The sequence below is a fragment of the Treponema medium genome (assembly GCF_017161265.1).
GTDB lineage: Bacteria > Spirochaetota > Spirochaetia > Treponematales > Treponemataceae > Treponema > Treponema medium.
Genome location: NZ_CP031393.1, coordinates 806,594 through 832,788, shown reverse-complemented (window position 1 = coordinate 832,788; position 26,195 = coordinate 806,594). Strand labels below are relative to the sequence as shown.

The 26,195-nt window shown below is 40.0% G+C and carries 30 protein-coding genes; 16 read left to right on the top strand and 14 right to left on the bottom strand.

Annotated elements, in window-relative coordinates:
- Window positions 1-46 precede the first annotated feature (46 nt).
- Window positions 47-1,654: a phosphohexomutase domain-containing protein gene (locus tag DWB79_RS03775; RefSeq protein WP_016522718.1), complete on the bottom strand. Its 1,608-nt coding sequence runs from the start codon at window positions 1,652-1,654 to the stop codon at window positions 47-49.
- Window positions 1,655-2,160: 506 nt separating this feature from the next.
- On the opposite strand from DWB79_RS03775, the gene DWB79_RS03770 reads away from it, so the two are divergent.
- Window positions 2,161-3,162 (top strand): DNA adenine methylase, encoded by a 1,002-nt coding sequence (locus DWB79_RS03770; protein ID WP_016522717.1) that lies wholly within the window; start codon window positions 2,161-2,163, stop codon window positions 3,160-3,162.
- A 76-nt stretch (window positions 3,163-3,238) separates the two neighbouring features.
- The gene (locus DWB79_RS03765; RefSeq protein WP_016522716.1) at window positions 3,239-4,231 is read left to right on the top strand and encodes a M23 family metallopeptidase; all 993 of its coding nucleotides are present in this window, start codon (window positions 3,239-3,241) and stop codon (window positions 4,229-4,231) included.
- 17 nt (window positions 4,232-4,248) lie between these two features.
- Here the strand turns inward: DWB79_RS03765 and DWB79_RS03760 are convergent, their stop codons facing one another.
- Both DWB79_RS03760 and DWB79_RS03755 read right to left on the bottom strand, forming a co-directional pair.
- Window positions 4,249-4,440 (bottom strand): HNH endonuclease, encoded by a 192-nt coding sequence (locus DWB79_RS03760; RefSeq protein ID WP_245541292.1) that lies wholly within the window; start codon window positions 4,438-4,440, stop codon window positions 4,249-4,251.
- A gap of 16 nt (window positions 4,441-4,456) precedes the next feature.
- Entirely contained in the window at window positions 4,457-4,825 is a 369-nt protein-coding gene (locus DWB79_RS03755; RefSeq protein ID WP_016522714.1) for an adenine-specific methyltransferase EcoRI family protein, read from the bottom strand.
- 75 nt (window positions 4,826-4,900) lie between these two features.
- Here DWB79_RS03755 and DWB79_RS03750 point away from each other — a divergent pair, with 75 nt between their 5' ends.
- The 11 genes from DWB79_RS03750 (at window position 4,901) to DWB79_RS03700 (ending at window position 11,983) form a co-directional block, all read left to right on the top strand.
- On the top strand, window positions 4,901-5,242 hold the full coding sequence (locus DWB79_RS03750) for a BrnT family toxin (RefSeq protein ID WP_338065591.1): 342 nt from the start codon (window positions 4,901-4,903) through the stop codon (window positions 5,240-5,242).
- A complete protein-coding gene (locus tag DWB79_RS03745; protein ID WP_016522712.1) occupies window positions 5,208-5,522 on the top strand; it encodes a BrnA antitoxin family protein in 315 nt (104 codons plus the stop codon). Before DWB79_RS03750 ends, DWB79_RS03745 begins: the two co-directional genes overlap by 35 nt.
- A gap of 42 nt (window positions 5,523-5,564) precedes the next feature.
- Window positions 5,565-5,738 (top strand): hypothetical protein, encoded by a 174-nt coding sequence (locus DWB79_RS03740; RefSeq protein ID WP_016522711.1) that lies wholly within the window; start codon window positions 5,565-5,567, stop codon window positions 5,736-5,738.
- Between the two features lie 302 nt (window positions 5,739-6,040).
- The gene (locus DWB79_RS03735) at window positions 6,041-6,868 is read left to right on the top strand and encodes an Eco57I restriction-modification methylase domain-containing protein (RefSeq protein ID WP_245541291.1); all 828 of its coding nucleotides are present in this window, start codon (window positions 6,041-6,043) and stop codon (window positions 6,866-6,868) included.
- Between the two features lie 3 nt (window positions 6,869-6,871).
- Entirely contained in the window at window positions 6,872-8,059 is a 1,188-nt protein-coding gene (locus DWB79_RS03730) for an ISAs1 family transposase (protein WP_016522709.1), read from the top strand.
- Window positions 8,060-8,091: 32 nt separating this feature from the next.
- Window positions 8,092-8,580, top strand: coding sequence for a hypothetical protein (locus tag DWB79_RS03725; RefSeq protein WP_206181049.1), 489 nt, complete (start codon window positions 8,092-8,094; stop codon window positions 8,578-8,580).
- A 224-nt stretch (window positions 8,581-8,804) separates the two neighbouring features.
- Window positions 8,805-8,963 carry a hypothetical protein gene (locus tag DWB79_RS03720; RefSeq protein ID WP_016522707.1) on the top strand — a complete coding sequence of 53 codons (159 nt, stop codon included), beginning with the start codon at window positions 8,805-8,807 and terminating at the stop codon, window positions 8,961-8,963.
- Between the two features lie 2 nt (window positions 8,964-8,965).
- Window positions 8,966-9,940 carry a hypothetical protein gene (locus DWB79_RS03715; RefSeq protein WP_016522706.1) on the top strand — a complete coding sequence of 325 codons (975 nt, stop codon included), beginning with the start codon at window positions 8,966-8,968 and terminating at the stop codon, window positions 9,938-9,940.
- 152 nt (window positions 9,941-10,092) lie between these two features.
- Window positions 10,093-10,341 (top strand): hypothetical protein, encoded by a 249-nt coding sequence (locus DWB79_RS03710; RefSeq protein ID WP_040859003.1) that lies wholly within the window; start codon window positions 10,093-10,095, stop codon window positions 10,339-10,341.
- A 12-nt stretch (window positions 10,342-10,353) separates the two neighbouring features.
- Complete coding sequence (locus DWB79_RS03705) at window positions 10,354-11,787, top strand: toll/interleukin-1 receptor domain-containing protein (protein WP_016522705.1); 1,434 nt, start codon at window positions 10,354-10,356, stop codon at window positions 11,785-11,787.
- A 37-nt stretch (window positions 11,788-11,824) separates the two neighbouring features.
- On the top strand, window positions 11,825-11,983 hold the full coding sequence (locus tag DWB79_RS03700; RefSeq protein WP_016522704.1) for a hypothetical protein: 159 nt from the start codon (window positions 11,825-11,827) through the stop codon (window positions 11,981-11,983).
- Between the two features lie 70 nt (window positions 11,984-12,053).
- On the opposite strand, the gene DWB79_RS03695 is transcribed toward DWB79_RS03700, so the two are convergent.
- Both DWB79_RS03695 and DWB79_RS03690 read right to left on the bottom strand, forming a co-directional pair.
- On the bottom strand, window positions 12,054-12,659 hold the full coding sequence (locus DWB79_RS03695; protein ID WP_016522703.1) for an alpha/beta hydrolase: 606 nt from the start codon (window positions 12,657-12,659) through the stop codon (window positions 12,054-12,056).
- A 432-nt stretch (window positions 12,660-13,091) separates the two neighbouring features.
- Entirely contained in the window at window positions 13,092-13,661 is a 570-nt protein-coding gene (locus DWB79_RS03690; protein ID WP_040859001.1) for a 2'-5' RNA ligase family protein, read from the bottom strand.
- A gap of 126 nt (window positions 13,662-13,787) precedes the next feature.
- Between DWB79_RS03690 and dinB the strand changes: the two genes are divergently transcribed.
- On the top strand, window positions 13,788-14,954 hold the full coding sequence (gene dinB / locus DWB79_RS03685) for a DNA polymerase IV (RefSeq protein WP_016522701.1): 1,167 nt from the start codon (window positions 13,788-13,790) through the stop codon (window positions 14,952-14,954).
- 187 nt (window positions 14,955-15,141) lie between these two features.
- On the opposite strand, the gene DWB79_RS03680 is transcribed toward dinB, so the two are convergent.
- From DWB79_RS03680 to DWB79_RS03650, 7 genes are all read right to left on the bottom strand, one after another.
- Window positions 15,142-15,690 carry a glutathione peroxidase gene (locus DWB79_RS03680; RefSeq protein ID WP_040858999.1) on the bottom strand — a complete coding sequence of 183 codons (549 nt, stop codon included), beginning with the start codon at window positions 15,688-15,690 and terminating at the stop codon, window positions 15,142-15,144.
- 73 nt (window positions 15,691-15,763) lie between these two features.
- Window positions 15,764-16,927 carry a polysaccharide deacetylase family protein gene (locus DWB79_RS03675; RefSeq protein WP_016522699.1) on the bottom strand — a complete coding sequence of 388 codons (1,164 nt, stop codon included), beginning with the start codon at window positions 16,925-16,927 and terminating at the stop codon, window positions 15,764-15,766.
- On the bottom strand, window positions 16,911-17,564 hold the full coding sequence (locus tag DWB79_RS03670) for a class I SAM-dependent methyltransferase (protein WP_040858996.1): 654 nt from the start codon (window positions 17,562-17,564) through the stop codon (window positions 16,911-16,913). Before DWB79_RS03670 ends, DWB79_RS03675 begins: the two co-directional genes overlap by 17 nt.
- On the bottom strand, window positions 17,554-18,780 hold the full coding sequence (locus DWB79_RS03665; RefSeq protein WP_016522697.1) for a beta-ketoacyl-ACP synthase: 1,227 nt from the start codon (window positions 18,778-18,780) through the stop codon (window positions 17,554-17,556). Before DWB79_RS03665 ends, DWB79_RS03670 begins: the two co-directional genes overlap by 11 nt.
- A complete protein-coding gene (gene fabG, locus DWB79_RS03660; RefSeq protein ID WP_016522696.1) occupies window positions 18,777-19,511 on the bottom strand; it encodes a 3-oxoacyl-ACP reductase FabG in 735 nt (244 codons plus the stop codon). The genes DWB79_RS03665 and fabG overlap by 4 nt, the downstream gene beginning before the upstream one ends.
- Window positions 19,512-19,526: 15 nt before the next feature.
- Window positions 19,527-20,009: an ApeP family dehydratase gene (locus DWB79_RS03655; protein WP_016522695.1), complete on the bottom strand. Its 483-nt coding sequence runs from the start codon at window positions 20,007-20,009 to the stop codon at window positions 19,527-19,529.
- Between the two features lie 40 nt (window positions 20,010-20,049).
- Window positions 20,050-21,279: a beta-ketoacyl synthase N-terminal-like domain-containing protein gene (locus tag DWB79_RS03650; protein ID WP_016522694.1), complete on the bottom strand. Its 1,230-nt coding sequence runs from the start codon at window positions 21,277-21,279 to the stop codon at window positions 20,050-20,052.
- A 172-nt stretch (window positions 21,280-21,451) separates the two neighbouring features.
- Here DWB79_RS03650 and DWB79_RS03645 point away from each other — a divergent pair, with 172 nt between their 5' ends.
- Window positions 21,452-22,651 (top strand): integrase catalytic domain-containing protein, encoded by a 1,200-nt coding sequence (locus DWB79_RS03645; protein ID WP_016522693.1) that lies wholly within the window; start codon window positions 21,452-21,454, stop codon window positions 22,649-22,651.
- A 126-nt stretch (window positions 22,652-22,777) separates the two neighbouring features.
- The gene (locus DWB79_RS03640) at window positions 22,778-23,359 is read left to right on the top strand and encodes a 4'-phosphopantetheinyl transferase family protein (RefSeq protein ID WP_040859400.1); all 582 of its coding nucleotides are present in this window, start codon (window positions 22,778-22,780) and stop codon (window positions 23,357-23,359) included.
- Here DWB79_RS03640 and DWB79_RS03635 read toward each other — a convergent pair.
- Both DWB79_RS03635 and DWB79_RS03630 read right to left on the bottom strand, forming a co-directional pair.
- Window positions 23,316-25,661, bottom strand: coding sequence for an MMPL family transporter (locus DWB79_RS03635; RefSeq protein ID WP_016522691.1), 2,346 nt, complete (start codon window positions 25,659-25,661; stop codon window positions 23,316-23,318). The two genes, DWB79_RS03640 and DWB79_RS03635, sit on opposite strands and share 44 nt — an antisense overlap.
- Window positions 25,636-26,193: an outer membrane lipoprotein carrier protein LolA gene (locus tag DWB79_RS03630; protein WP_252722497.1), complete on the bottom strand. Its 558-nt coding sequence runs from the start codon at window positions 26,191-26,193 to the stop codon at window positions 25,636-25,638. Before DWB79_RS03630 ends, DWB79_RS03635 begins: the two co-directional genes overlap by 26 nt.
- Window positions 26,194-26,195: the final 2 nt, after the last annotated feature.

Genomic DNA, 26,195 nt, shown 5'->3' with positions numbered 1-26,195 from the left:
TATCGTTTCGTTTCCTTGCGCATCACGCCCTCTCTCCGCCCTTGACTTACTCCAGTGTACTTACATCGAGCCGGTCAAAACCTTCCAGCAAGGTGCGGGCGATGGCTTTCAGTTTTACAAGATCGCCTTTCCGGGCGCTTTCGATATTCAGCGGCATGACGGGATCGTGCAGGGATAAGCGGAGCAGTATCCAGCCCTGTACCTCACCATTTTTGAAGGAAATTCGTACCCCTTCATACGATTGCGGAAGTTCAAAACCGGCTTTTTCGGCGCGCTCTTTAAATGCTTGCAGGATTGACGTGCCGTATTCTTTAAAATCCTCGCCGCGTATCTTAAAGCGCAATTCCGTTTCTTCTACCATTGGTGGAAGTTTTTCAATCAGACTTTCGATATTTTTTCCTGCATATTTTGCGTTCGCAAGCGCTGTTATCAGTTTTACCGCAAGAAAGGCGCCATCATCAAGGTAGTAATTGTCTTTCAGCGCGCCGTGTCCTGACGTTTCCATCGCCAGCGGGCTGATAATCCCCTGCTCATTCAATTCGCGGCATTTGTTGATTACGTTTTTATAGCCGCGCATATACCGCAGATGGGTAAGTCCCAGCACCTGTTCAAGGAAGAAGGTCAGCCGGTCGGAAGTCACCGAATCGGTAACGATGGTGCTGTGCGGGTAGTCGGGAGCAAGGATTGCTGCCGTCATTGCGATAATTGCATCGCGGTTGACCTCCGTTCCATCGGACAGCACTGCCGACATACGGTCAACATCCGTGTCGAAAATCAGACCTAAATCGGAATGGCTTTGCACGGTAGCGGTTTTAGCCGCTTCCATCGCTGCCTTGTTTTCGGGATTTGGGATATGATTGGGAAAGGTGCCGTCCGGCTCAAGGAAGCGGCTGCCGCTTGTATCGGCTCCAAGCTCTTTTAATACCTGCTCCGCGAAAAAACCGCCTGCGCCGTTTCCGGCATCGACCGCAATTTTTAAGTTTGCGAGCGGCTTTTCGGCATGGAAGTTCAAGCCTTTCTGGATGGCGTCTTGCAGGTGTTTTGAGTACCGAGCAATTAAATCGAATGATCGGCATTTCGGCGAAATGTGTTCTCCGCTATAAGTATGAACACTTTTGATATTGGGGTGCTGAGTTCCTACGCTCTGTTGAGTGGTACTATCCGGCGGAATAGCAGTACTTTGCTGCGCTGAACTATCATGTTGAGCGGCGGCACTGCGTAAAATTTCCGTGATGTCGGCGCGTTCAAGCCCGCTGGATTTATCGAAGAACTTGAACCCGTTCCGGTTAAATGGCAAGTGGCTTGCAGTAATCATAATTGAGCCGTCAAAATTCGTCTCTTTAAACACGGTTCCCATAAACATTGCCGGTGTGGTAGCAAGCGAGCAGCGGATGATAGTAACCCGCTGCGCCGCAAGCCCTTCGACAAGCGCATTCTCAAGCGCTTCGCCGGAAAGCCGAGAATCCCGTCCGATACCGATTACCAGCGTATCCGTGCTGCGTCCTGTTTTAGCGGAAAGCCAGAGCGCAAACGCCGCACCGATGTTCCGGCAGACTTCGGTCGTTAAATTTACGTGTTCGCCGTCGACGCCTTCAAGCGCAACGCCGCGGATATCGCTTCCATTTTGCAGTTTCAAAAAATCATGTTCGTTCATAGTACTTTTATTATACCGAAAAAAACGGTTCACGGTAATGGAGGAAAAGACAATTACTTTGGAATATAATCTACCACCAGCTTCAATCTGATATTGCTATGCAATGCAGATTAAGCGAATGATAGGTAAATGACCTTCTTGGCAGTTTATAGTGCAGTAGAATAAAAAGAGCATTTTTAATAAAATATCAGAATATGATAAATACAGAAGAAGATTGGAAAACGACCGACCTCAATGTAGATAGTCTCTGGATTATAGAGAAGCGTGATAGTTGATAATACACGACAATTAACTCGATATGTAGATTGGATAGAACAATACTATATTCCAAATAGAATTAGCATTATTCAACCGGTTTTGATTTGTAGAAATGGAGCTATACTTTCAGACGAAATTAAACAGAGTTTCAAAGACTTCAATAAGCGTAAAGACATTCTTCCGCTCAAATACATAGAATATGCCATTAAAAAAAATGAAATAATTTTTAATGTTGTGGAGTATGAAGAGTGAATTATATCGGATCGAAATTAAAACTTTGTCAAAATTTTCTTCCTTTTACGATAAAGTCAGTTTGTGGTAGCGATTTGTCTAAAAAAACTTTTTGCGATATTTTCGCAGGGACGGGTATCGTAGGAAGAACATTTAAATCTTCTGTAAAAAAAATAATTTCAAATGATGTTGAATACTATAGTTATGTTTTGAACAAGAATTATATAGGAAACCATCTTGAAATCCCAAATAAAAATGAATTGTTGAACGAACTGAACAAACTTCCTCTTATAGATGATGGATTTATCTATAAAAACTATTGTCTTGGTGGTAATGGCGAAAGACAATACTTTTCTGATGATAACGGCAAACGAATTGATACAATGAGAACCTCTATTGAAAACTGGAAACAGGTAGGTCGAATTTCAGATAATGTGTATTATTTTCTACTCTGCAGCCTTCTTGAATGTGCTGATAAAGTTTCTAATACGGCATCTGTTTATGGCGCATATTTAAAAAAGTTGAAAAAATCTGCTCAGAAAAAGATGATACTTGAACCAGCTGACTATGAATTAAACGATAATAAACATCAGGTATTTAATAAAGATGCAAATGAGCTTATAAAAGAAATTGAAGGGGATATTCTGTATCTCGACCCACCATATAATGCTCGTCAGTATGGTGCAAATTATCATATATTAAATACAATAGCAGAATACAAACCTTTCGTCCCAAGTGGAAAAACAGGTTTACGTAAATATTCACGTTCAAAATATTGCTCTTCCAGTTCTGTAAAAGATGAATTTGATAATCTCATTAAAAATGCAAATTTTAAATATATTTTCCTTTCTTATAACAACGAAGGATTAATGTCTGTTGATGATGTAAAATCCATTATGTCTAAGTATGGTAGATATGACTTAGCTCAAACTGATTATCAAAGATTTAAGGCAGATGCAAATCGTTTTAACAAGGCTGATTCAACTGTAGAATATTTACATATTTTGGAGAAAAAATAATACACATACTTTATAGTAAAACTTGATTTATCTACAAAACTGCGGTACCATCAGTAAATGATCAGGGAACATAAACATGAACAAAAGATTTTTTTTGCGTTTTAGTATGTGTGCCGTCGTCTGTATGATGTATTGCGCGGCTGCACAATTATTTGCAGTTGAGACGGTACGGTTCCAAGAGCTGACATACAGCGGTTCCCTAACCTACAACGAAACGGCTCAGCCGGGGGACGCAGTATTTGTACGTCTTTCGATGAAGTTTTCCGATACTGCACATAAGGAGACTTCACAAAATTCTACCGCCGTTTTGCAGCTCTTTAAGGGAAAAGAGCGGGCTATTTCTACACAGTTTTTCTTTACACATCCCAAAAACCGCAGCGTGGAAACGGCTGATATGCTTGCGGGTATTCCGCTTTCGACATGGTATTCCGACAAGGATGTTTATTCACTTAAAGTGATTATTTCAACAGGGGATGTACAGAAAAAAGAAATAACGCTGCCCTTCAGTATTCAGAAAAAGCAATTTGTTTCCGAGCGTATTCTGCTTGATGCAAGAAATACCGGAATTAGAAAAGATACGAGTTCGGAGCGTCGTGCACAAATTGAAAAACTTAATAACATTCTTGAAACGATAACACCGCAGGATGTGTATACATTGAAGCCGTTTACGATTCCGGTAGATTCAAAACGGATAACGTCCGGTTTTGGGGATCGCCGTGTCTTTGAATATACCGACAAGCAAACGAGTACTACGCTGCATTATGGAATAGATTATGGAGTACCGACGGGGACTCCCGTTCACTCTTGTGCCGAGGGAAAGGTTGTGCTGGCGGAGAACCGTATTTCTACCGGCTGGAGCGTTGTGGTAGAACATTTGCCGGGACTATACAGTCTCTATTACCACATGGATTCACTGAACGTGCAAGAAGGTCAATATGTCAAACAAAGGGAAAAGCTTGGCCTTTCAGGTGCAACGGGGCTTGCAACCGGTCCGCATCTTCATTGGGAAGTGCGGCTGAATATGGGCGCTGTAAATCCCGAATTCTTTTTGAAAGAGTTTAGTTTTTAGAGGGAAGGGTGACATTCTCATCTATTCCCTTTTGCCCTATTATGCGTTTTGCAGAGCATTTGGCAATTTGAGCTATTGGTTGCGCCGCCTTTGCTCCAAGCGGAAACATGGTCAGCCTCCATTTCGCTCAATTTCCAGATTTTTGTTTTGTTGCCGGTGTTTTCTAAAGCGCAGAGCGGACAATTGGAAGTGCCTTTTTTTTTCGGCATCTGAAATCGTTTATATCTATTTTCCCATCTTTGTTTTCATCGGCGGTAAGGGTAAAGATTTTCCCCTTTGTTGGGTTTTATTCGTATCAAAGAGCGGACTCTCCGTCTCGAATAAGCTCAGCTGATAGTGCTTATATGTTTTGCTTTCGACGGCGTAGCTGGTGCTGATGAGTTTTTTTAATCCGAATGCTGCAAAGTTTTGTGCAAAGAATTTAGTAAAATTGCTCCATTCCGGATCATCGCACGGTAAGAGAATGGTTTTACCTTTGAATACATTAGGATTATATTCAATGTACGCATTTATCTCTTTTTGAATGTCGGGGTACTGCGTGTAAAACTCATCGTTTTTGGCTGTTTTTGCTGCTGAAAGATTTTGGTTTGCCATTTTATTCAGTATATCGGATTTCGGGTTATTGTCAAAGCGTTTGTTTCCTTCTTTCTTGATTTATGTACAAGGATAATGTACCATAAGACTATGGAGCGGAATACGGAGTTTGTATATCTTGATACATTTGTATGGGATACGGACAAGAATGAACTCAACAAGAAAAAACATGGAGGTGTATCTTTTGAACTTGCAAGCCGTGTATTCAACGATCCGTTACTGTATAATGTGTATGACTATTCCCATTCTGATGATGAATATAGGGAGAAATATATTGGTAAAATTGAAGGACATTACATAGTAAGTGTAATAGCAACAGATAGAGATAATTTGATACGACTTATATCTGCCCGAAAAGCCGATAAAATGGAGGTACGATGTTATGAAGAAAACGCAAAGAGAATACAAAGTTATTGATTTTCCCCCGCTGACAGCGGAAGATCGGGCAGTATTAGACAAATTGGATGAAATGCCCGATAGCGAAATAAATTATGAGGATATTCCTAAAAGTACGCCTGACAGTAACGGTGGCTTTTACTATTTTCAGTCATTGAAAATACCTAAGACTGATGTACATACAAAAATCGATAACGATACGTTAGATTGGCTGAAAAAAGATGGAAAAGGCTACCAAGCGCGGCTTAACAATGTGCTGCGGTGGGCGCGAATGAACGGGTGTCCGATTGCATCGATGTAAGAGACTATAATATGCGGTATACCGAAATAGCAGGAGTAGACGATGTCCATTAAGGCAAAAGACATGACGATGGCGGAACGCAAGGAACGTGTAGCACAGCTGGTAAATCAATTTAAGGAAAATGAGCCCTTTTATCTTTCCAAGAATTTTGTGGAAAGCGAAGTGCGCAATAAGTTTATCGATCCGCTGCTTGAATGCCTGAAATGGGATGTTTAACTTCGGCTGCTAATATAGCGCATCCGAAGTTAAACGTCGAGTTTTACTTACGTAAAACATCGCAAAATTAATTATGCTTTTTCACTGCGTTGTAAAAGCATAACAATTCAGCAGCCTCGAAATTTGAAAATTTCTTCGTTGCCGAATTGATAAGGATGTCAAAAACGAGAAAGGAGCGCGGCATGACCGGCAGGAGGTTATTCGTGCGGAGAGTTTAATACCCCGACGCTTTGCGTCGTAACAAAGGGTATAAGCTGAGCATTGAAGAGAAAAAACGTATTTTATTAAACAATATCTACGGTGTGGATATCGACGCACAGGCGGTGGAGGTAACAAAGCTTTCGCTATTTTTGAAGCTCTTGGAAAATGAAGGTAAGGCTCTTTCTCCAGGAGGGCAGTCTACACTATTCAAACCGAGCGAAATACAGAAACACAAAAAAATTTTACCGGATATGTCACACAATATTAAATGCGGGAACAGCCTTATCGGAACGGATTACTACACGGGTAAGGATTTAACACTGTTCGGCATCGAGGAACAACGCAAGGTGAACGCCTTTGACTGGGATGCTCAGTTCCCGGGCATATTTGCAGACGGTGGTTTTGATTGCGTGATTGGGAATCCACCGTATTTGAGAGTGCAGGGACTTCGTGAAAATTATGAAGAGGAAGCAAAATTCTACGAAAAGGAATATAAGGCAGCAACGGGGCGATTTGATTTTTACATTCTTTTCATTGAAAAAGGATTTAATTTGTTGAATAAAGATGGTATACAGTCTTTTATTCTTCCTCATAAATTTATCAATAGTGATTTTGGAACCGGAATAAGACAATTTATTTATGATAATCGTGCTTTAAAGAGCATTGTTCACTTTGAATCGCATCTCGTGTTTAATGCTGCTTCTGTGTATACCTGTATTATTGAGCTTTCACATAATAATGATACATTTAGATTTATTAAGACTAAACCTGAAAAGATAGCTGAAGAATTACATTTTGATGTTTTACCGTTTGATGTCTTGAAAGACAGTGCCCCTTGGCAGTTAGCATCTTCAGTTGATAATGCCCTTATCGATCAGGGATTCCGCATTATAAATAGTGTCAAAAAAACAGTAGCTCACACGGTATAAAAGATGGTAAAATGTTCTTGGGGTGGAACAATGACATTACAAGAATCATTTGAAAACATTAAAGACGAAAGGATCGAAAGATGCAAGAAACACAATCTCGTCGATATACTGATGCTCGTGTTTGTGGGAGTATTGTGCGGGTATAAAAGCATAGAACAAATACAATTTTATGCAACATTAAGCGAACAAACCCTCAAAAAATATCTGAAACTGGAAAATGGCATCCCCAGCAGCGATACGATTCTGCGAGTGCTTGCAAGGATTGATGCAAAGCAGCTTGAAAAAGTATTCATAGAATATGCGCGGGAAGTATTCGGCAAGCATATTGCAGAAAATGAAGTATTAGCGATTGACGGAAAAACTATCCGGCGCTCTGAATATGCACCGACAGGCGAAGATAAAAAGGCTCATAAAGCTGCTCATGTTGTTTCGGCTTGGGCGCACTCCCTAGGTGTGTGCTTCGGGCAGGTGAAAACAGAAGAAAAATCAAATGAAATCACCGCCATTCCTGAACTTCTGGATCTGTTAGACTTAAAAGGGATGATTATTACTATAGATGCGATGGGTTGCCAGAAAAAAATCGTTGAGAAAATAGCAGAAAAGGAAGCGGAGTATGTCATTTCTCTGAAAGGAAATCAGCAATCGATCCATCGGGATGTAAAAGAGTTTTTTGAGCACCCTTGTGATGACGCTTATTGTCAGTATTACAATATTCAGCGAGGAGAATATAGCCTTGAAATTGGACACGGACGAATTGAAAAACGCACCTGTTATCTTTGCGGGAATATTGATTGGCTTTCAGAAAAAGATGAATGGAAGAATCTCAATGGCGTTGGAATGCTCGTGTGCGAAAGAACGGTAAAGAAGACTGGGAAGAAATCCGTTGAACAAAGATATTTTTTGACCTCACTGACAGATGTGCACAAGGCAGCATTTGCGATGAGGGTTCATTGGGGGATAGAAAATAACCTGCATTGGGTTCTCGATGCAATTCTCAATGAGGATTATTGTCTTGTGCGGAAAGACAATGCGGCAGCAAACTTAAGCGTCTTACGAAAAATTGTCTTGAATATACTCAAACAGGTTGACTTTTCGGATATCATAAAAGCAAAAAAAATGCCGCTTCTCCATAAGCAACACCTATGCAACAAACGAGAAGATTGCCTCGATAGAGTATTGCTCTCGTTATAATGCGGAATCCCTGCCTTATCGATAAACTGAGATTGCAAAAGTTCACCGTTAAGGATATTTTTCATGGTATATTTCAAGGAATTGTAAGCGGTGATAATAAAGCATTTTATCTCTCCGATTGTAGATTAGACGAGCAATATATTACTGGTTATAATTCTATAACTGAAACATATATTCAAATCGAGAAAAGTGTTTGCATGCCTATTCTTACGGGTAAAACTATTAATAGATATAGCTTTATAAATAAAAAGGAGTATATGATTTATCCTTATCATAGTGCGAATGGGAAAACTATTTTCTATACAGAAAATGAAATGAAAACGAATTTTCCAAAATGCTATGAATATTTCAAATCAATAAAAGCACGTCTTTCAAAACGAGGAACTGCCTCTATGAAGTATCCGATCTGGTACGCTTTATGGAATGCAAGAAATATGCATATATTGTCCAGTAAAAAAATACTGACACCCGATATTTGCTTTGGAACTTCAATGTGTTTTGATTCAGAAGGTAAATATTAGTACAACGATACTTCGTATGGCTTAATTCTTAATGATAGCAATGAGGATAGATATTATGCTTATCTTGCAATATTGACCTCAAAGGTAACATGGTATTTTCTACAAAAGACAGGTACTTCACTACGTGGGGGGTATTTCCAATTTAAAACAAAATATCTTGATCCTTTCCCTCTACCGGAATTGAATACAGAACACACCGAAATGCTTACACGGCTTGCAAAACTATGATTACTGCACAGGGACAGCTGAACAGTGCAATATCCGATTCTGATAAGAAATTCTTGCAGCAGAGGGTTGACATTTTGGATAAGCAGATAAATACTGTTGTATATGGGCTGTATGGGTTGACGGCGGATGAGGTGAAGATTGTGGAGGGGGAGTAGGGATGAATAATTCAGAAAATATTTTTTCAGTAATAGAAAACGGCGATAAACTAGAATTTCACTATTCATTTGGAAATGATGACGATACTCATGCTTTAAACGCTTATATAAGGAATGCTTGTGAAAAGGAGTTTCTTAGGATTATAAAAACATTGTCCGCAGAATTAGGTATTCATGTTGATGTAGAAGCCGAAGCTAAAAAAGAAGGCAGTATAAGAGAAATTTATAATTTCTTGTTGTCAGAAAATGGTATAGCTATTACGGCTTGGGCAGGAATTTTCCTAAGCATTTTTATATATATCTTCCCACGGAAAACAAAAGACGAGAAAATATTAGCTCAACTTGATATAATTAATAAAGCGAAAGAATTAGAAAACGAAGGAATCCCTTTGCCTCAAAAGATGGAAATTTATTTAGAAAAATTATATTCAAGTCATAAAATTAAGAAGCAAAAATCAAATTTCTTTAAGAATCTAATGAAGGAAAAGAAAATAAAAACATTAGAAGTTTCTGCCATAGATAAAGATGCAAAAAAATGTAAAGTATTGGTCGCAATTCCTAGAAGTGATTTTGAAAGCTATTTTTTATTAACAGATGATTTAGAATCAGAATTTGATGATAAAGCAGTAATTGAAATCATTTCACCCGTATTGAAAAAGGGGCGATATTCATGGCGTGGTATTTATCGTCGAGAAAATCAGATACATGAGTTTGCAATGGCAGATAAAGAGTTTAAACGCTCTGTAGTGGATGATGGTATATCATTTCAAAATGGTACTGAATTAAACTGCCAGATTGAAATTTGTAAGAAACTTGATGATATGGGAGAAGTTTATAATTCGCAATACAAAATTCATAAGGTTTTTGATCATAGAATTGGAGACATTGTTACGGAAATGCCAAGTGGAAAGAAGAAACGTGAAAAAGAAAAACTGGATAATATGCAAGGGAAATTATTTAGTGATACTGATACATGATTCAACTTATAAGAAATAGCAGAAATTGTATTAAATTTTAGTATCGAATAAGAAAACTAAAACTTGTTGACCAGATGATTACTGCACAGCGACAGCTGAACAGTGTACTTTCCGATTCTGATAAGTAGTTCTTACTACAGCGGGTTGCCATTTTGGATAAGCAGATAAATAAATGGACGTTAAAAGATTATGTTGATGTTGCTAAAGAACTTGGCTACATTGATTTAGATGTACAGAAATTCAGCCACGTGCTACAAAATTTTAGAAATTATATCCATCCATATCAGCAGTTGCATGAAAAATTTTCACCAAATATTGATACTGCAAAATTATGTGTTCAAGTAGTAAAAATTGCAATTAATCAAATTGGAGATTTAAAACATAATAACAGGACAAATTAAGGAGAAATAGCTATGTCTGCAGAAATTCATCCTAAAGTATTTATATCATACTCTTGGACTGTGCAAGACTGGGTGGTAGAATTTGCGCAAAGATTGGTAAATGCTGGAATTGATACGATAGTCGATTTTTGGAATTTGAAGCCCGGAAATGATAAATATAAATTTATGGAATCTATGGTTACAGATAATACAATTGATTTTGTTTTAATTGTATGTGATAAAACATACGCCGAAAAAGCCAATGATAGAACTGGAGAGGTCGGTGATGAAACCGTAATTATATCAGCAGAATTATACGGGAAGTTTAAACAAGAGAAGTTTTTACCGCTTATTTTAGAAAAAAATGAAGATGCAAGTCCTACTGTGCCTGTTTATATAAAATCGAGAATTTACTTTGATTTTTCGGATGAAAATAACTATGAAAATGAATATGAAAAACTTATACGGCATATTTATAATGAACCACTTATATCAAAGCCGAAACTTGGATCAAGGCCTGAATACTTAAAAAATAATTCGGTAGACCTATTTTCGCTGCAAAGTGGAATTGCTGTTTTAAAGACTTCAAATAATGATTTGAGAAAAAACGTCGCGATTTCTGATTTCCCCAAAAATTTTGCATCAAAAGCAAAGGAATTTAAAATTGATACTGCAAACTCTGATAGAGATTTTATAGCTTCTGAGATTGTTTCAAAAATAGATGCTATGAAGCCATTGCGTGATATTTATTTGGATTTCTTGCAAGAAGTTATTTCATCTGAAAAAGATATTGTATCCTTTATCTATAATTTCTTTGAAACAGCATATAACGAATTAATGCTGGTTGATAAAAATGTTTATTCTTGGTCTGACTATTATTTTGATAATTACACAATATTTATCTGGGAATTATTTGTATGCACGATTGCATATCTAAGACATTATGAAAAATATTCGTTAATTCACGATATATTAACACATACGTATTATTTGCAAAGAAAAATCTCATCATCGAGCAATATAGCACCATGCTCTTTTGTAAGATTTAGATGTTATCCAACAATGGTCGATAATTCTTATCGATATAAAGAAAAATTGGTCTCAAAAATTGCTGATATAATGGTTGCCAGAATTAAAGAACCTATCATAACAAAAAAATCTTTTACAGAAACGGATATATTTCTCACCCAAATGTCTTTTGCATTAAACCAAACCTACCATGAAAAGCATTGGTTTGCTTTATCGTATATCTATGCAAATAATTCTGAGAGCCTATGGGTCAGATTGTCCTCAAAAGAATATTGTGAGAAAATACTCCCGTTATTTGGAGTAAGCTCAATTGATGAACTAAAAAAACTTATTTCGACCAATCCCGTAACACCTAATTATTGCTATCCCAATGACTTGGATTCAATACCTCCTATTCCCTTACAAATCGGTGATTACGGAATTGCATCATTAAGGTAAACGGTTATCGATGCTATGAATTACACAGGAGCCCCCAATGTCCTACGAAACAGTTATTAAACAAGTAAAAATGCTGCCGGAACCATTGTTGGTATCTGTTTCACCTTTTATCAAACTGCTTGAATCTGCGCAATGTAATTTTACTGAAAACTATGCCGGTCACGCAAAGAAAAAACAAACAAGCTTTTTTGCATGAGCCGGAAAACTGCACCTTGACCAAAACGCAGTTAGCGAACTACGCGAGGTAAGCTTGATATGATTTTGATCTACTGAATGAATCTTTTAACCCACGTATCTAAAAAATTCATTTGCTCTTCCGTATGAAACCAGTGTTCGCCCCTATCAAAAACCGTTAAGCTCGCGTTTATTATATGTGCAAAATTCGTCATTGTTTCCAAAGAAGTCATATCGTCTTTTTTACCGTAAAGAATGCCGGTAGGAATGTTCCATGTTATAGGATTGTTCCTGACAAAAGAAAGATATTCCCACGATAAGGGTTCGCCGAAAGAAGTACTGATTATCTTTTTTGCCCTCAGTTCTTCCTCGGATACCTTTGCCTTTTTCATCATAGTTAAGATTAGATTTTCCATATCGACAATGGGCGAAATAAACAGGGCTTTTGTGATTGGCTTTTCCGATAAAGAAATCAGAGAAAAATAAGCTCCTATACTGTTTGCGATTAATAAAATTTCACCGTACTTTGGAGCGATAAAATCAAAATAGTTTTGAAATTCTTCTTTAGCCTGCCATGGTAATTCCGCTTTATAATCGAAGCCTATAATTTCATAATCGTCATTAAAAAGTTTTTTATAATGGTTTGCTTCGTCTATGGAACCGCCTTTTCCATGTACATATATAACAGCGTTTTTCATTTAAAATAGCTCCTCTTCTGCATGTATATAAATCCGAAACAATAAATTATTTTAAGAAATCTTCCCAATCCTGCCAACCGGCATAGGAAAATTCTAAAGCAGGGCAACCGCATTACAAATATTTTTAGCGGTTGCCTTCCTTCCTCTGTGCGAAATTTTGCTTAAAATTTCGCACATTTTTCCAGCAAATGTGTAAACGCATCAGGTAGAGTAGATATAAATCGCGGAAAAATTGAGACTGTGAGACCATTTGAACCATCTTCAACTGTTGTACATCCGTGTACAACAGTTGAAGGCGAGTTTTGTGCGCGCACAAAACATCGCTGCTTTATGGAACTACTGCCATCCTTGGCCGTTCTGGTCGAATAGTATCAATTTTTCCGCGGGGAGACTAAAAAAACCGACCTGATGCGTTTACCCTGAATTCTAAAGTCAATACACGGGAATTGCCAGAGTAACCCCCGCTTCCCACCTATTGCCTTTCCGCTCAAAAATCGTGATGTTATCAACAGGAAAGTCTTCCGCAAGGTTTAGTTCGTTCATAACCTGAAGCGCTTTCGTCATTATGCCTACAGGAATATCCCGATTTGCAACAGTTGCGTGAGGCTGGAAAGGCTTTTTGTCTTTTTTAGTACAGCCTGGACAGGCATTCAAAATTGCTTGTAGCGTTTTATCACGGAGCGTTGTCCACGCATCACCTGCAACGACGTTTGCGAAAAGTGTTCTATCTCCAAACGCATCAAAGTTATCAATATGAGCAGTAAAACCTAAGCCTTTGGGCAAGACTTCTTTTTCAATCGCGCTGATTAAATCAGCTGTTGAATATTCTTCTTGCAATCTGAACGGAGGGACGAGTGTAACATGGATGGGAGTGCCATGCCCTGACTTGCAGCCGTAAACCTCGTTCATATAACGGCGGCAATCTTCAAGAGTAAGGGTTATATCCTCTGGGAGGAGAACCCCGATAAAATGCGTTTGCTGCGGAATGTTGGTTTGTTTCATCTCTATCATTGTAGCATAGAACCATGTATCATTCTATCTTGGTGTTCTTCAATATTCTGAATGCCGACGGCTGGATTTTCTCAAAGTTATGATATAATAGTTATGCAATGTTAAGGTTAACTGAAAATGATTCATAATCCGGTATTTTTTCATGTTGATTTAGATGCTTTTTTTGCCTCGGTAGAACAGCTTGATAATCCGGCATATCGCGGAAAGCCCGTTATTGTCGGCGGACTTGGTAAGCGAGGAGTTGTCTCGACTGCTTCGTATGAAGCACGGAAATTCGGTGTCCATTCTGCGATGCCGATAGCCCGTGCGCATACATTATGTCCGCAGGGAATCTTTATAAAAACACGAATGCAGCGTTACTATGAAAAATCAAAAGAGATTATGGAAATTTTTAAAAACTTCAGTCCCGATATACAGCAGCTTTCCGTCGATGAAGCCTTTCTTGATATGAGTGGTACGGAAAAAATATTCGGCGATACAATAACTGCTGCACGCCTTTTAAAAGATACTGTCTTTAAGCAAACCTGTTTGCGGGTCTCCGTAGGAGCGGCTTCCAATAAGTACATTGCAAAGATTGCGTCGGGGCAATCGAAACCGGACGGTTTGTTGGTTGTGCCTCCGGGCGGGGAAGCGGCGTTTATGCAGTCGCTGCGTTTAAGCGATGTATGGGGAATCGGCGGCAAAACTCGTGCGAGACTTGCGGAGGCAGGTTTGACGACTATTGCCGAAATTCTCAAACAGCAGGAATCCGTTTTACAACTGATTATCGGGAATGCCGCCGGTACGTTTTTATATCAAGCCGTCCGCGGAGATATGGCGCATGTTTTTAACGAAGAGCGGAAAAGTCATTCTATTAGCACGGAACGCACGTTTGAAATCGATCTGCATGAAAGAGACGAAATCTCCGATGTGTTGTTTCAGCTGAGCGCCGAACTGATGTGCCGTATTCTTGATGAGCGTATTCAAAGCCGCACCGTACATATTAAAATACGGTATACGGATTTTACCACCATTTCGGCACAGCAGAGCGGGGCGTTGATTAACGATTCTGCGGATTTATACGAGCGGGCGAAGCAATTGTTTTTTTCCCGATTCGATACGGCACTGTCCGTCCGGCTTATCGGGATTGGGGTGGATGTAGGCAGCGATAACAGTCAGCTGGAACTTTTTGCTTCCGAAAAAGCGGCGAAAAAACGTAAACTTGAAGAAGCGGTTTTGAATATTGCAAAGAAAAATAAAGACGTCAAAATTGTGCAAGCACGATTACTCCCGCCGGTAGAATAGAGGGGGGGGCTAAAAAACTGTATAAGTTCGGCACCGCTGCATAAACAAAAACAACTTTTCACTCAGTCTTTTGCAAATAGTGGTGCCGAATACAAAGCACAAACAAAAATAAAGCGAAGTCGTATCTATGATAACATCCAACATTTATTTTTGTGTAACGATATGCATATTTTCAAAAGTTATCTACTTACCCCACCACACACTTGTCCACACATGCTGCAACATCGGACATAGGGGCAGGCGGTTCAAAGCGGGCAACGACCGTACCGTCCCGGGCAATAACGAACTTGGTAAAATTCCATTTGATTTCGGGATTGTTTTTATAATCGCTGTCGATCTTTTGAATAAAATCACTCAGCATTTCCGCCATCTTCCCTTCGCCGAAACCTTCAAATTTCTTCTGTGATTTTAGATAGGTAAAAAGCGGCAACGCATGTTCACCGTTTACATCCGATTTTTTCATTTGAGGAAATGTTGTGTGATAACGAAGTGTGCAGAATTGGTGAATTTCCGCATCGGTGCCGGGAGCCTGTTCTCCAAATTGATTACACGGCACATCGATTATTTCAAAACCATTGGCGTGGTATTTTTTATATATTTCTTCCAGTTCTTTATACTGCGGTGTAAATCCGCAGTCCGTTGCCGTATTTACAACAAGCAGTACTTTACCCTTGTATCGGTTGAGTGGGACATCATTCCCTTGTGCATCTTGCACTGAATAATCATAGATCATTATTGGTTACCTCCAAAAAATAGTATTGATTTTCGATTAATTAATTATCTTGAATATCAAAAACAGTCAATCTTTTTTAGAACTTGTGCAACAGCGCGAATACTTTTTCCAATAGTTCCAACGTCTGTGCTTTATGGGGAGTGCCGGGAGCATAGAGACCGTCGTGGAACAACAGAATAGCCGGTTTTGGAGCGGTTAAAAGAGAATCAAGAAAGCGCTGTTTTTTTGATTCGGATAAGCGCAGCACGTCATGTGAATTTACATCCCACCCTAACGCAGTCATTTTTTGCAAATGGAGGGTTTTCCGTAAAAAAATATTGCTGTGTCCGATAGGCGGTGCAAAAAGATACGGTTGTTTTCCGGTAATATTTTGTAAAATATGATTTGTTTTTACCATCTCTTCCCGCAGTCTTTTTTCCGTTAATAACGAAAATAAATTGGGATGGCTGTAGCTGTGATTTACGATAAGGTGCCCGCGTGCAGCAACTTCGCGTACCAGATCGGGGTATTGCTCGGCATGCCTGCCTGTTATGGCAAACACTGCATATACACCTTCCCGCTCCAATATGCGAAGAATGTCAGGAGTAAGGTCAGGGTCAACTCCGTCATCAAAGCGGAAGATAAAGCGGCAGCTTTGCCAATATGAAATCAGCCGAGCAAGATCATCATCGGGGTAGAGTTCTTTTAGAACCTCCAGATCTTTTCCGCGCGCAGTTCTGCTTAACAATTGGATATTTGGAACGAGTAACGAAATAACGAGCAGTATTTGGTGAATACACACAAGGATAACAAGGCTGAGCTGAAACGGCGCCGACCACTTAAAAATAATCCACAAAACAATAAGCACGGCAATAAACACCGGTGTCAGTATTTCCATCACGGAAGGGAAGTCGAGCGGATTGTATAAACGCAGGATAAATTTTGAGGTAAAATAACGCAGATAATAAATATTATCTTTTGCAGTAATGGCAAGCCCGATTGGCGTTAGCACCCACCCCAACCCATAAGCGAGTGTTCCGACAAGAGCGGGAACTGCAATTGTGCTGTGCGTAATACCATACCACAGCGCAACAATCGGACCGCCCCACCCTATCACAAAACTGATAAAAATCAAGAATAAGCCGAAAAGAAATCTCGGACTTAAATCTTTATAATTGTGCTCTACATCCTTAAATTCCTGCGCAAAGGCGAGTAACGGCTCTTTTTTTTCGTGCAGAATACGTTTAATTTTTTTGAGCATGGATGACCAGTAATATTCCTTTAAAGGGGAAACGCTTTAAAACATGATCTTCAATCAGCAAAGGCGTAAGTCCGTTATTTCGTAAAAGTTTTTTTACTTCTCTTTTTGAATACATGTTCATAAAGATATGCTGACGGAAATAATTTCCAAAACATCCCCAAAATCTGATGAATGTTTTATGCGTTGTTGTAATGAAGAGCTTGCCGCCCGGTTTTAATAACTGCGCCATTTTACGAAACAATGCTTTTTTGTCCAAAATATATTCAATCGCGGTAAAGCTGACAATATAATCAAAGCTACCGGAAACAGGCGCTTGCAAAAAATCACCTTCAATAGTCGTAATATTGGTGATGTGTTCTCGTTCCGCTTTTTGAATTAGCTGCTGCAGCATCGCAGGAGAAAGATCGACAACCGTATACGAACGGCAAGCTGCGGCAAATAAAAGAGAAAATCTACCCGTTCCCGCACCGATTTCGAGAATAGATGCTCCGGAAAAATCTTCTTTGTCAAAGAAATCCTGTATCAGTTTTTTTTCAGGTTCTCTAACAAAACGGAAATTCGGCGCATCCTGTTCTGCATCATAATCCGCAGCAAGGTTGTCATAAAAATCTTTTACTGATAGTTTATTATGAGACATAGCGTTTAAAAATAAGTGACGTATTAACGCCGCCGAAAGCAAAATTATTACTCATTACATATTCCGTATCCAAATGCAGACCGTTCCCTGTGATATAATGCAGATCGGGCAGTCGCTCATCAACTTCCGTAAGATTGAGATTCGGTGCAAACCACTTTTCTTTCATCATATTAATCGCAAAGAATGATTCAAGCACACCGCATGCACCAAGTGTATGCCCCGTGTATGATTTTTGGCTGCTGATCGGAACGGGTCTTTTAAAAAGCGAATAGACAGCATTCGTTTCTTCAACATCACCGACATCCGTTGCCGTTCCGTGAGCATCAATATAGCCGATTTGTTCCGGATGGATCCCTGCATCTTCAATGGCATTCCTCATTACTGCTTCCATCATGATGCGGTTCGGCTGCGTGATATGTCGCCCGTCGCAGTTTTGTGCAAAACCTACAAGCTCCGCTAAAATCTCGGCGCCGCGTGCTTTTGCATGCTCATACTCTTCCAGTACAAGACAACCTGCGCCTTCGCCGATTACCAACCCATCACGATTTTTATCAAAAGGTGCAGGCGTCGCCTTCGGCGTATCGTTTTTCAAGCTTGTTGCAAAAAGCGTATCAAAAATAGCGGTGTTAAAGGGAGAAAGTTCATCGGAACCAGCAGCAAGCATTACCGTTTGTTTTCCTGCTGCAATGAGTTCATACGCACTACCGATTGCCAACGATCCGGCGGCACAGGCAACATCGGTTGTAACAAGCCGCCCTTTAAGAGAAAAGAAAAGAGAAATATTCACTGCTGCAGATTGCGGCATGTACCGCACGTAGGTAGTAGCATCCAGCAAATTCGGTCCATCGGGTTGCATAATGGAAATCAATTCTTTAATAGCTTTGTAGCTACCCGATGAAACACCGCAGGCAACACCTGACTGTCCGCCGGACAGAATCGGATTATCTAATAAACCTGCCTGAGAAACAGCACGATGTGCCGCCGTAACCGCTAAAAGTGCAACCCGTCCCATTCCCCTCATTGTTTTTCGCGGAAAGCCCGGATCCGTAAAAATTGCAGGCGCTGCAAGTTTCGATCTTATTTTAGAATTTGTAACCCATTCATCCATCACCCTAACGGCATTTTGTTTTGCCTTTAACGCCGCATATACCGTAGTCCAATCTTCACCTATCGGGGATATTATCCCTGTTCCCGTTATAACAACTCTCTTTTTCATACCATCCCACCGTCTACACAAAGTACTTGTTTTGTAATATAAGATGCATGCTCCGAAAGAAAGAAAGACACTGCAGCCGCAACCTCTTCCGGTCTTCCGATCCGCTTCAGCGCAATCATCGGTTTTACATAGTCGATAATTTCTTGGCTGACCATATCCGTTTCAATAACCCCCGGTGCGATGCAATTTACGGTTATATTTCGTTTGCCCAATTCTATCGCTAAAGACTTTGCAGCGCCGATTAAACCAGCTTTTGATGCGCTGTAATTAGTTTGTCCACGATTTCCTGTTACACCCGAAATGGAGGTAATAACTATTATACGTCCCGGCTTTCGCGCTTGAATCATCGGCATAACAACCGGATGGATAATATTATAAAAACTATCAAGATTTGTCCGCAACACGGAATCCCAATCATCGGCGCTCATTGCGGGAAAGGGAGTGTCTTTTGTAATACCGGCATTACACACAACCCCGTAATATGCACCATGCGCTGCTATATCTTCTTCGAGAGCACAACGGGCAGCTCCTCTATTCGTCACATCAAATTGCAGCAGATGCAGGCTGACACCTTTTGCATCGGCAAGCTTTTGCAAAGGTTCAATAAAAGATTGTGATGTGTGATAACACGCTGCAACTGAATATCCTTCCTCTATCAGCGTACGAGCAATAGCGTTCCCGATCCCGCGTGAGGCTCCTGTAATCAATATCCGTTTCTCTTTTTTCTCCATATTTTCCTCCGCTTATTAAAGAGCGCTGAAATTATTATTCTGCGCAGAATCCGCTTCCATCAGCATAAGCGTTGCCTTTACAATCAGCCGGTCATCAACGGATATTTGTCCGTCAAAATAAGCAAAAACACCGTCCCGAAGACTTTCCTTTACGGAAACGATTGCGGTTTTTCCTGAGGGAATAAGCATCTCGGTACATTCAAGATTGTTGACCCGTAAAATAAAACCGAATTTGGGCGGTCTGTTATAAACTAAACGAGATTCAAGTCCGTAGTAAACGCCGCAAGCCTGTGCAATAAATTCAAATCCCGTATACGAATATATGCCGTCATATTCGCTCTCATAAAAAACGGATTCAGCATCGATATTTGCAAAACACGTTATCTCTTTGTTATCAAAATCAAATGAAAGTACACCATCAAGCACCGACCAATCTTTCGTATGCTTTATATAATCTTCGAGAGTACCTAAATTATTTTTTTTAAGATAGCATTCCATATCTTTTCCCTTTAAAAACGTTTTGCATATTGCCCCAAAATTAGCGGCGTCCTACGATAAGGCAGGCATTGTTCCCACCGAATGCAAACGAAAAACTCATAACGGTGTTTAATCGTTCAGCGACAGTTTTGCCGGTTATCAATCGAATAGCAGGTAAATCAGAATCATATATACCGTCGTAAAAATGAGGCGGCAGAATCCGTTGTTGATTAAGTTCCGAAAGCGCTAAATAACAAACAGCCAGTTCCATCGCTCCGGCAGCTCCAAGCGTATGACCGAGTGCGGTTTTTGATGAACTGCAAGGAATGGCGCTTGCTTCAATCAAATTGACGGCGCAGGATTCCATCCTATCGTTTAAGTTGGTGCCGGTTCCATGTAAATTGATATAGTCGATATCGGAAACGGAAAGGTGAGCTCGCTGTAAAGCGGTTTGTATGCATGCCGCTGCTGCCGTTCCCGAAACATCGGGGCTTGTCATGTGAAAGGCATCGGCATTATCAGAAGCGCCTTTTAAAAAGATAGTATCTTTTGCATCGGTAAAATTTTCTTTTGCCATTACGAAGAAAGCGGCGCCTTCACCTAAATTGATACCACGGCGATTCTTTGAGAAAGGTATCGTCGTATGTGTATCTACCGCTTCAAGTGAAGAAAATCCTCCAAGCACTACATCGCTAACGATATCAACCCCGCCTGCAATAACCACATCGCATATATCGCTTTTTAAAAGCTCATCAGCGCGGCTTATCGCATGTGCGCTTGAAGTACAGGCGGTGGAAATAGTACTGCTAAAACCGCTCACACCGAAGAAATGCGAAAGATACTCTGCACACAGCCCGAGGCACTGCATATCCAGCAGATATGGATTGTTGTCCACTTCTCCGGAAGTACCGACTGTTTTTTCTGCATCATGTTCACCGGAAGCCCTCATCGCTCCCGAAAGAAAAGCATTTGTTTCTTCGCTGCCGTTATCAGTTGTACCGACGACAATACCGATACGATCCGCTCCGTATTTTTGTTTTGCCTGATATACCAACGGTTCAATCTGGCGGCATGCACACAATGCAAGTTTATTGATACGATTATTATACGGATGAGGTAATATTTCGTGTATATACCAATCGGTGGGAACGAGACCTAAAGAAAAGACCGAATCAAGTTTTGAACATGACCGCAAACCGGATTTTTGCTCAGCAAAATAGGCATTGTAAAAATCTGCTTTCGTGCGGCCGATACAATTGATAAGTCCTACATCAAGTAAGATCGACTGCATACGCTGCGCTTGCCTTTTCCGATCTGCCGGCATATAATTTCATAGTGAAAGTGTACATAGAAATAGAGGCCTTGTCAAGTTTTCGCATTGAATCACGTTAAATCTAACCGAAAAAGAAGCGGTGCATCACGTAAAAATCTAACCCAAAATAGAAGCCCAAAGGAAGGGCACAATGGGGTTAGACATGAAAACAAAAAAGAAATTGAGCGAAGAAACGGCAAAACGGTATTGTACGGCAGCAAAGAAACAAAAGACGAAAATCCTCGATGAGTTCATCGCAACAACCGGTTACAATCGAAAGTATGCCATTCACGTTCTGAAAAACAGTGCATACGTAAAACTCACGCACTTTAACAATGTCGCAAGACAGAGCGTACAGGTTATTACAAAGACACGTAAAAAGCGGAACTATGAAAAATACTACGGTCAAGACGTACAACAAGAAGTCATCCGGCTGTGGATTTTTTCGATGTATCTGTGTGCAAAACGGCTCGTGCCGTTCATTCGGGATAATATCGATTACTTTGCTCAAAAGTTCAGCTATGATGAAAAACTGAAAGCAAAACTCGCCCGCATATCAAGCGCGACAGTCGGCAGGATTCTTAAACCGGAAATCCCAAAACATTCCATCCGCGGTATTTCAACAACACGACCTGTAAAGAATCTTAATAAGCTCATCCCCATCCGTACCTTTTTCGATTGGGATGAACGGAAGCCGGGTTTTTTTGAGGTTGACACCGTTGCCAACTGCGGCATAAGTACCCAAGGACAGTATATTTGCACGCTTACCCTTACCGATGTTCATTCAGGCTGGACGGAAAATAGAGCCCTTTTAAACAAAGCTCATCGTTGGGTAAAAGAAGCAATAGAAGATGTGAAAGAGAAGCTCCCGTTTCAGATGAAAGGTATTGATAGCGACAACGGAAGTGAGTTCAAAAATACACAGCTGTTGCAATGGTGTAAAAGTAATGAGATTATCTTCACTCGGAGCCGATCGTATAAAAAGAATGATAATTGTTTTGTTGAACAGAAAAATGATAGTGTCGTAAGGCACATTGTCGGTTACTATCGCTTTGAGGGAGAAGCTGCGCGAGCGGTTATGGCTGACCTTTATCAGCAGTATAATAAGCTCGTCAATTTCTTTTTTCCTTCGATGAAAATTATTTCAAAAAAACGGATAGACGCAAAGGTCATAAAAAAATATGATACGGCAAAGACTCCGTATTGCAGGCTGATGGAAAGCTCTGATGTAAGCGAGGCGGTAAAAGCTGAGCTGTGCCGCAGGAAGAACAACTTGGATTTACAACAGCTGCTTGAAACAACGCAAAGCTTGCAAAGTAAACTTATCTCTATGGCTCAACCTTGGACATAGAGTGCTACGGTTAGATTTTTACTTGAGTAACCGCAATCCTTTCGGTTAGATTTTTACGTGAGTAAATACGGTTTTAGCGATTCCGCTGCTCTGCAGTACAGTATCATTGAGCAGACCGCTTTGAAGATGAAAAAACGTTATTTTAATGAACAGCCCGACTATACTATTCTAAGGACAAAAAACGGGCGCCCGTTTTTTGCGCACACGGAGACGCTTTTTTTTAGCGGCTCGCATACGAAAAAGTATTGTATCACCGTGATGGCGGAAAAAAATATTGCCGTTGATATTGAACAATGCCGCCCCAAACACTTTCAAGCAATTGCAGAATATGCGTTTACAGCAACGGAACAAGATCAGCTTACACAGTCAACGGCAATCGAAAAAGATTTTTTCTTATTATGGACAATAAAAGAGGCCGATATAAAATTACATGACGGCAGTGTTTTTTCGATAAAAGATTCCGTACACATTAATCTGCCGGAGGGGACTGCGGTAAAAGATACTGCTGCGGATAATACAGCCTACCCACACAGCATCTTTTCTTTTTATCTCACAAAGGCATCGGAAGAACAAACGGAGCATTTTGTGGTCAGCATTATCATCGCAGGGCAGGATACAAATATTGAATTTGAGTGGCATGAGCCAACAGAAACGCATACCCGTATTACTGCAGAACGGATTTTTGCTTATCCCGCCCAAAGAGCATAACGATGGGCGCAAACACGAAAGCGCACACAATACCGATAAAAAGAGAAAGAGCAAACGAACGAACCGGAATAAAGCTGCTGAACGAAAGTGTTCCGAATGATAAAATGGTTGTCAGCATAGAAAGAAAGACGGCAATAAATGTAATACCTTTTATTTCTGCGTTATGTGAGAAGAAAATAAAAAAGTCCATTGAGATACCTAACGACAAAATGAGCGCCAGAATAGAAAAAATATTTACCGGAATGCCGAACAAACCGTGTATCCCCAAATTGAGAAGCAGACAAGCCATTTGTATTGCAATAATGACGAGCGCCTGTTTTTTATACAAGAACATAAAAATAACAAAAAAGATAAGCAAATAGGCGCCAACATTAAACAGCATTGCTTCGTATGCGGTTTTATTCAATGCTGCGTTTATCGCAGGAAGAACAGAAAACACTTTAATTCCAAAGTCAGCAGCTTCTATACTGTTTTTTATTTGAGCATTCAGTCCTTTTTGTAAAATAATAACTGAAAAATAGGAGTCGTCATTTTTTAAAATCAACTTTTGCAAACTTGACAGTGCGGAGAATTGCGCTAATTGTTCTATCCCGACAAGGTGTTCCTCTGATTGCTCGATATCTTTGCGGATATTTAAAAAGGTCTGCCGGTCAAGCGCAAGCGCTTCTGTCTGCTGTTCCAAGAGCGGAAGCAGTTCTTTTTTTACCAGTAGTATATTTTCCCGTTGTTTTTTTATCGACGGTAAAAACTTTGATAACGCAAGATACTGCTCATCTTTTAACAGCGGGGCAAGCAGCTCTTCTTTTTCCGCTAACGCATCAACACTGTCCGCCTTAACAATAACCAAATCGGTGTTGGACATATTCCCCATACGTTCATTGACGGCTATCTCTTGTCCGATTAAATTATCCGGGATACTGTATAAACCGGTAGCTGAAAAATCTGCCCGTATCTTTGTTACCCCCCATACGGACACGCATATCAATATTGCAGCGGCAAAAGAAAGCATTTTACGCCGGTTTGCAAAAACAGATGAATACGACCGCAAGTATGTTTCGCTTAAGGTTAACACCCTGTTGTTGTTTTTTTTAGGCGGATTTTTAAAGATCAAGGGGAACACAATAACAACCGTTAAAAAACTGCCGGTAACACCTACTATTGAAAAGAGCGATAATTGCCGCAACAGTGCGATACTCGAAAAAGAAAGTGCAACATAGCTGATGACGGTGGTTAAAAGCCCTAAGAACAAACTCACAAATATTTTTTTAATAACGTCTCTTGCACCGTTTTCAAAATACCAGTGTGTAATATAATGAATAGAATAATCCATGGTAACGCCGATGACGCTGGTACCGAACACAAATGAGAAAATATGAATAGACGGAAAAAGAATGGATGTTATACAATAGGCAAGTCCTGTTGAAAGAGCAAGTGTTCCCATACACACAATAAAAACGCCGATGCTTTTATAGGTAAACCAAAATAAGAAAAAGGTTGCAATAATCGATATTGTGGAAATAATGCTGATTTGCAGCTGCGCACTTTTTTGGCTGTAAAAGCTATGTACCGGAACACCTGAATAATAAATCGATACGCCGGATGAGCGGGACAGTTCGTCAACATAATTCAAAAATTGCCGCATAAATTGGAAGCGTCCATCCGCACTGGAAAATTCAACCGGTAAATCTATTGTCATAAAGATATTATTTTTACCTTCAACACTCGCATACAAAAGATTATCCTGCATTTGTAACGTCGGTAAATTAACCGTGAGCGCTTCCAATAGATCTTCCACTTTACCGTTCACAAGTAAAAACGGATCGGTTTCTATATTGGTAAATGGAGAGATGAAAAACGGAGAATACACATTTGCAACGGCTTCTTCTGCAAGCTCGGCGGCTCCTCCATACGATAATTGCCGTGCAATATGATCGGACAAGAGCGCATATTTATGTTCGTCAAAGAATTCCAGCAAGGCGTTATAATCACCCCCGCCGACTTCCAACTGTACCCGTACCTGATTCGACAATTCTCGTATTTTATGTTCAAGTTGATAAACCGCTTCTTTTGCAGTATCAAAATGTTCAGACTCTACAAAGAGATTAATAGTATTTGATGAAAGAGAGAAAAAATGTTTCAGCGGTTTTTCAAACGAACGGTCTTGTGAAATTTTCGGAACAATCGAAATAAGGTCTGTTTCGATTGTTCCGTGAGGGAAAACTAAAAAGAGTATTGCAACACTGATATGTAATGCAATCCAAAAAAGAAGCGGAATTTTATTTTTCAAAGTACGTTGTTGCATCCGTTGTTAAAGCCTCATTAAAAGACGATACGGAAAGCACATATTCGGTAGTATCGCCGTTCCCATACGTAATAACGGCCGAACCGATGTAACCGTTATCGGCATTCTTCAATTCAATCTTTTTTATTACCGACGCAAGCGTATCGTCTTTTGGAGTATAGACCCACACACCGCTTTCGGTTTGCGTTGCATGTAAGTATTTTTCTATTACCGCAGTATCTTGGGTAAATAGAGATTTGGTAAGCAGCGCAACTGAATTGAAAATAGCGTTACCGGAATTTCCCAGTACTTTTTCTTTACCGTTTGGAAATACCTGTAGTACTTTTTGTTCGGTCATTACAGTAACCGATTTTTGCGGCTTTTCCGTATACCATATAATACCGTGTTCACGGGATAAAACAAAGGTTCCCGATGATTCTATCGTTTTTTTTGTTTTAGCGATGTAATTTTTTTGTTTGTACGAACCTTTTACCGTTACTAAATTATCAATCGTTTGAGACGCCAAAGATGATACTATAAGCAGAAGTATCATAC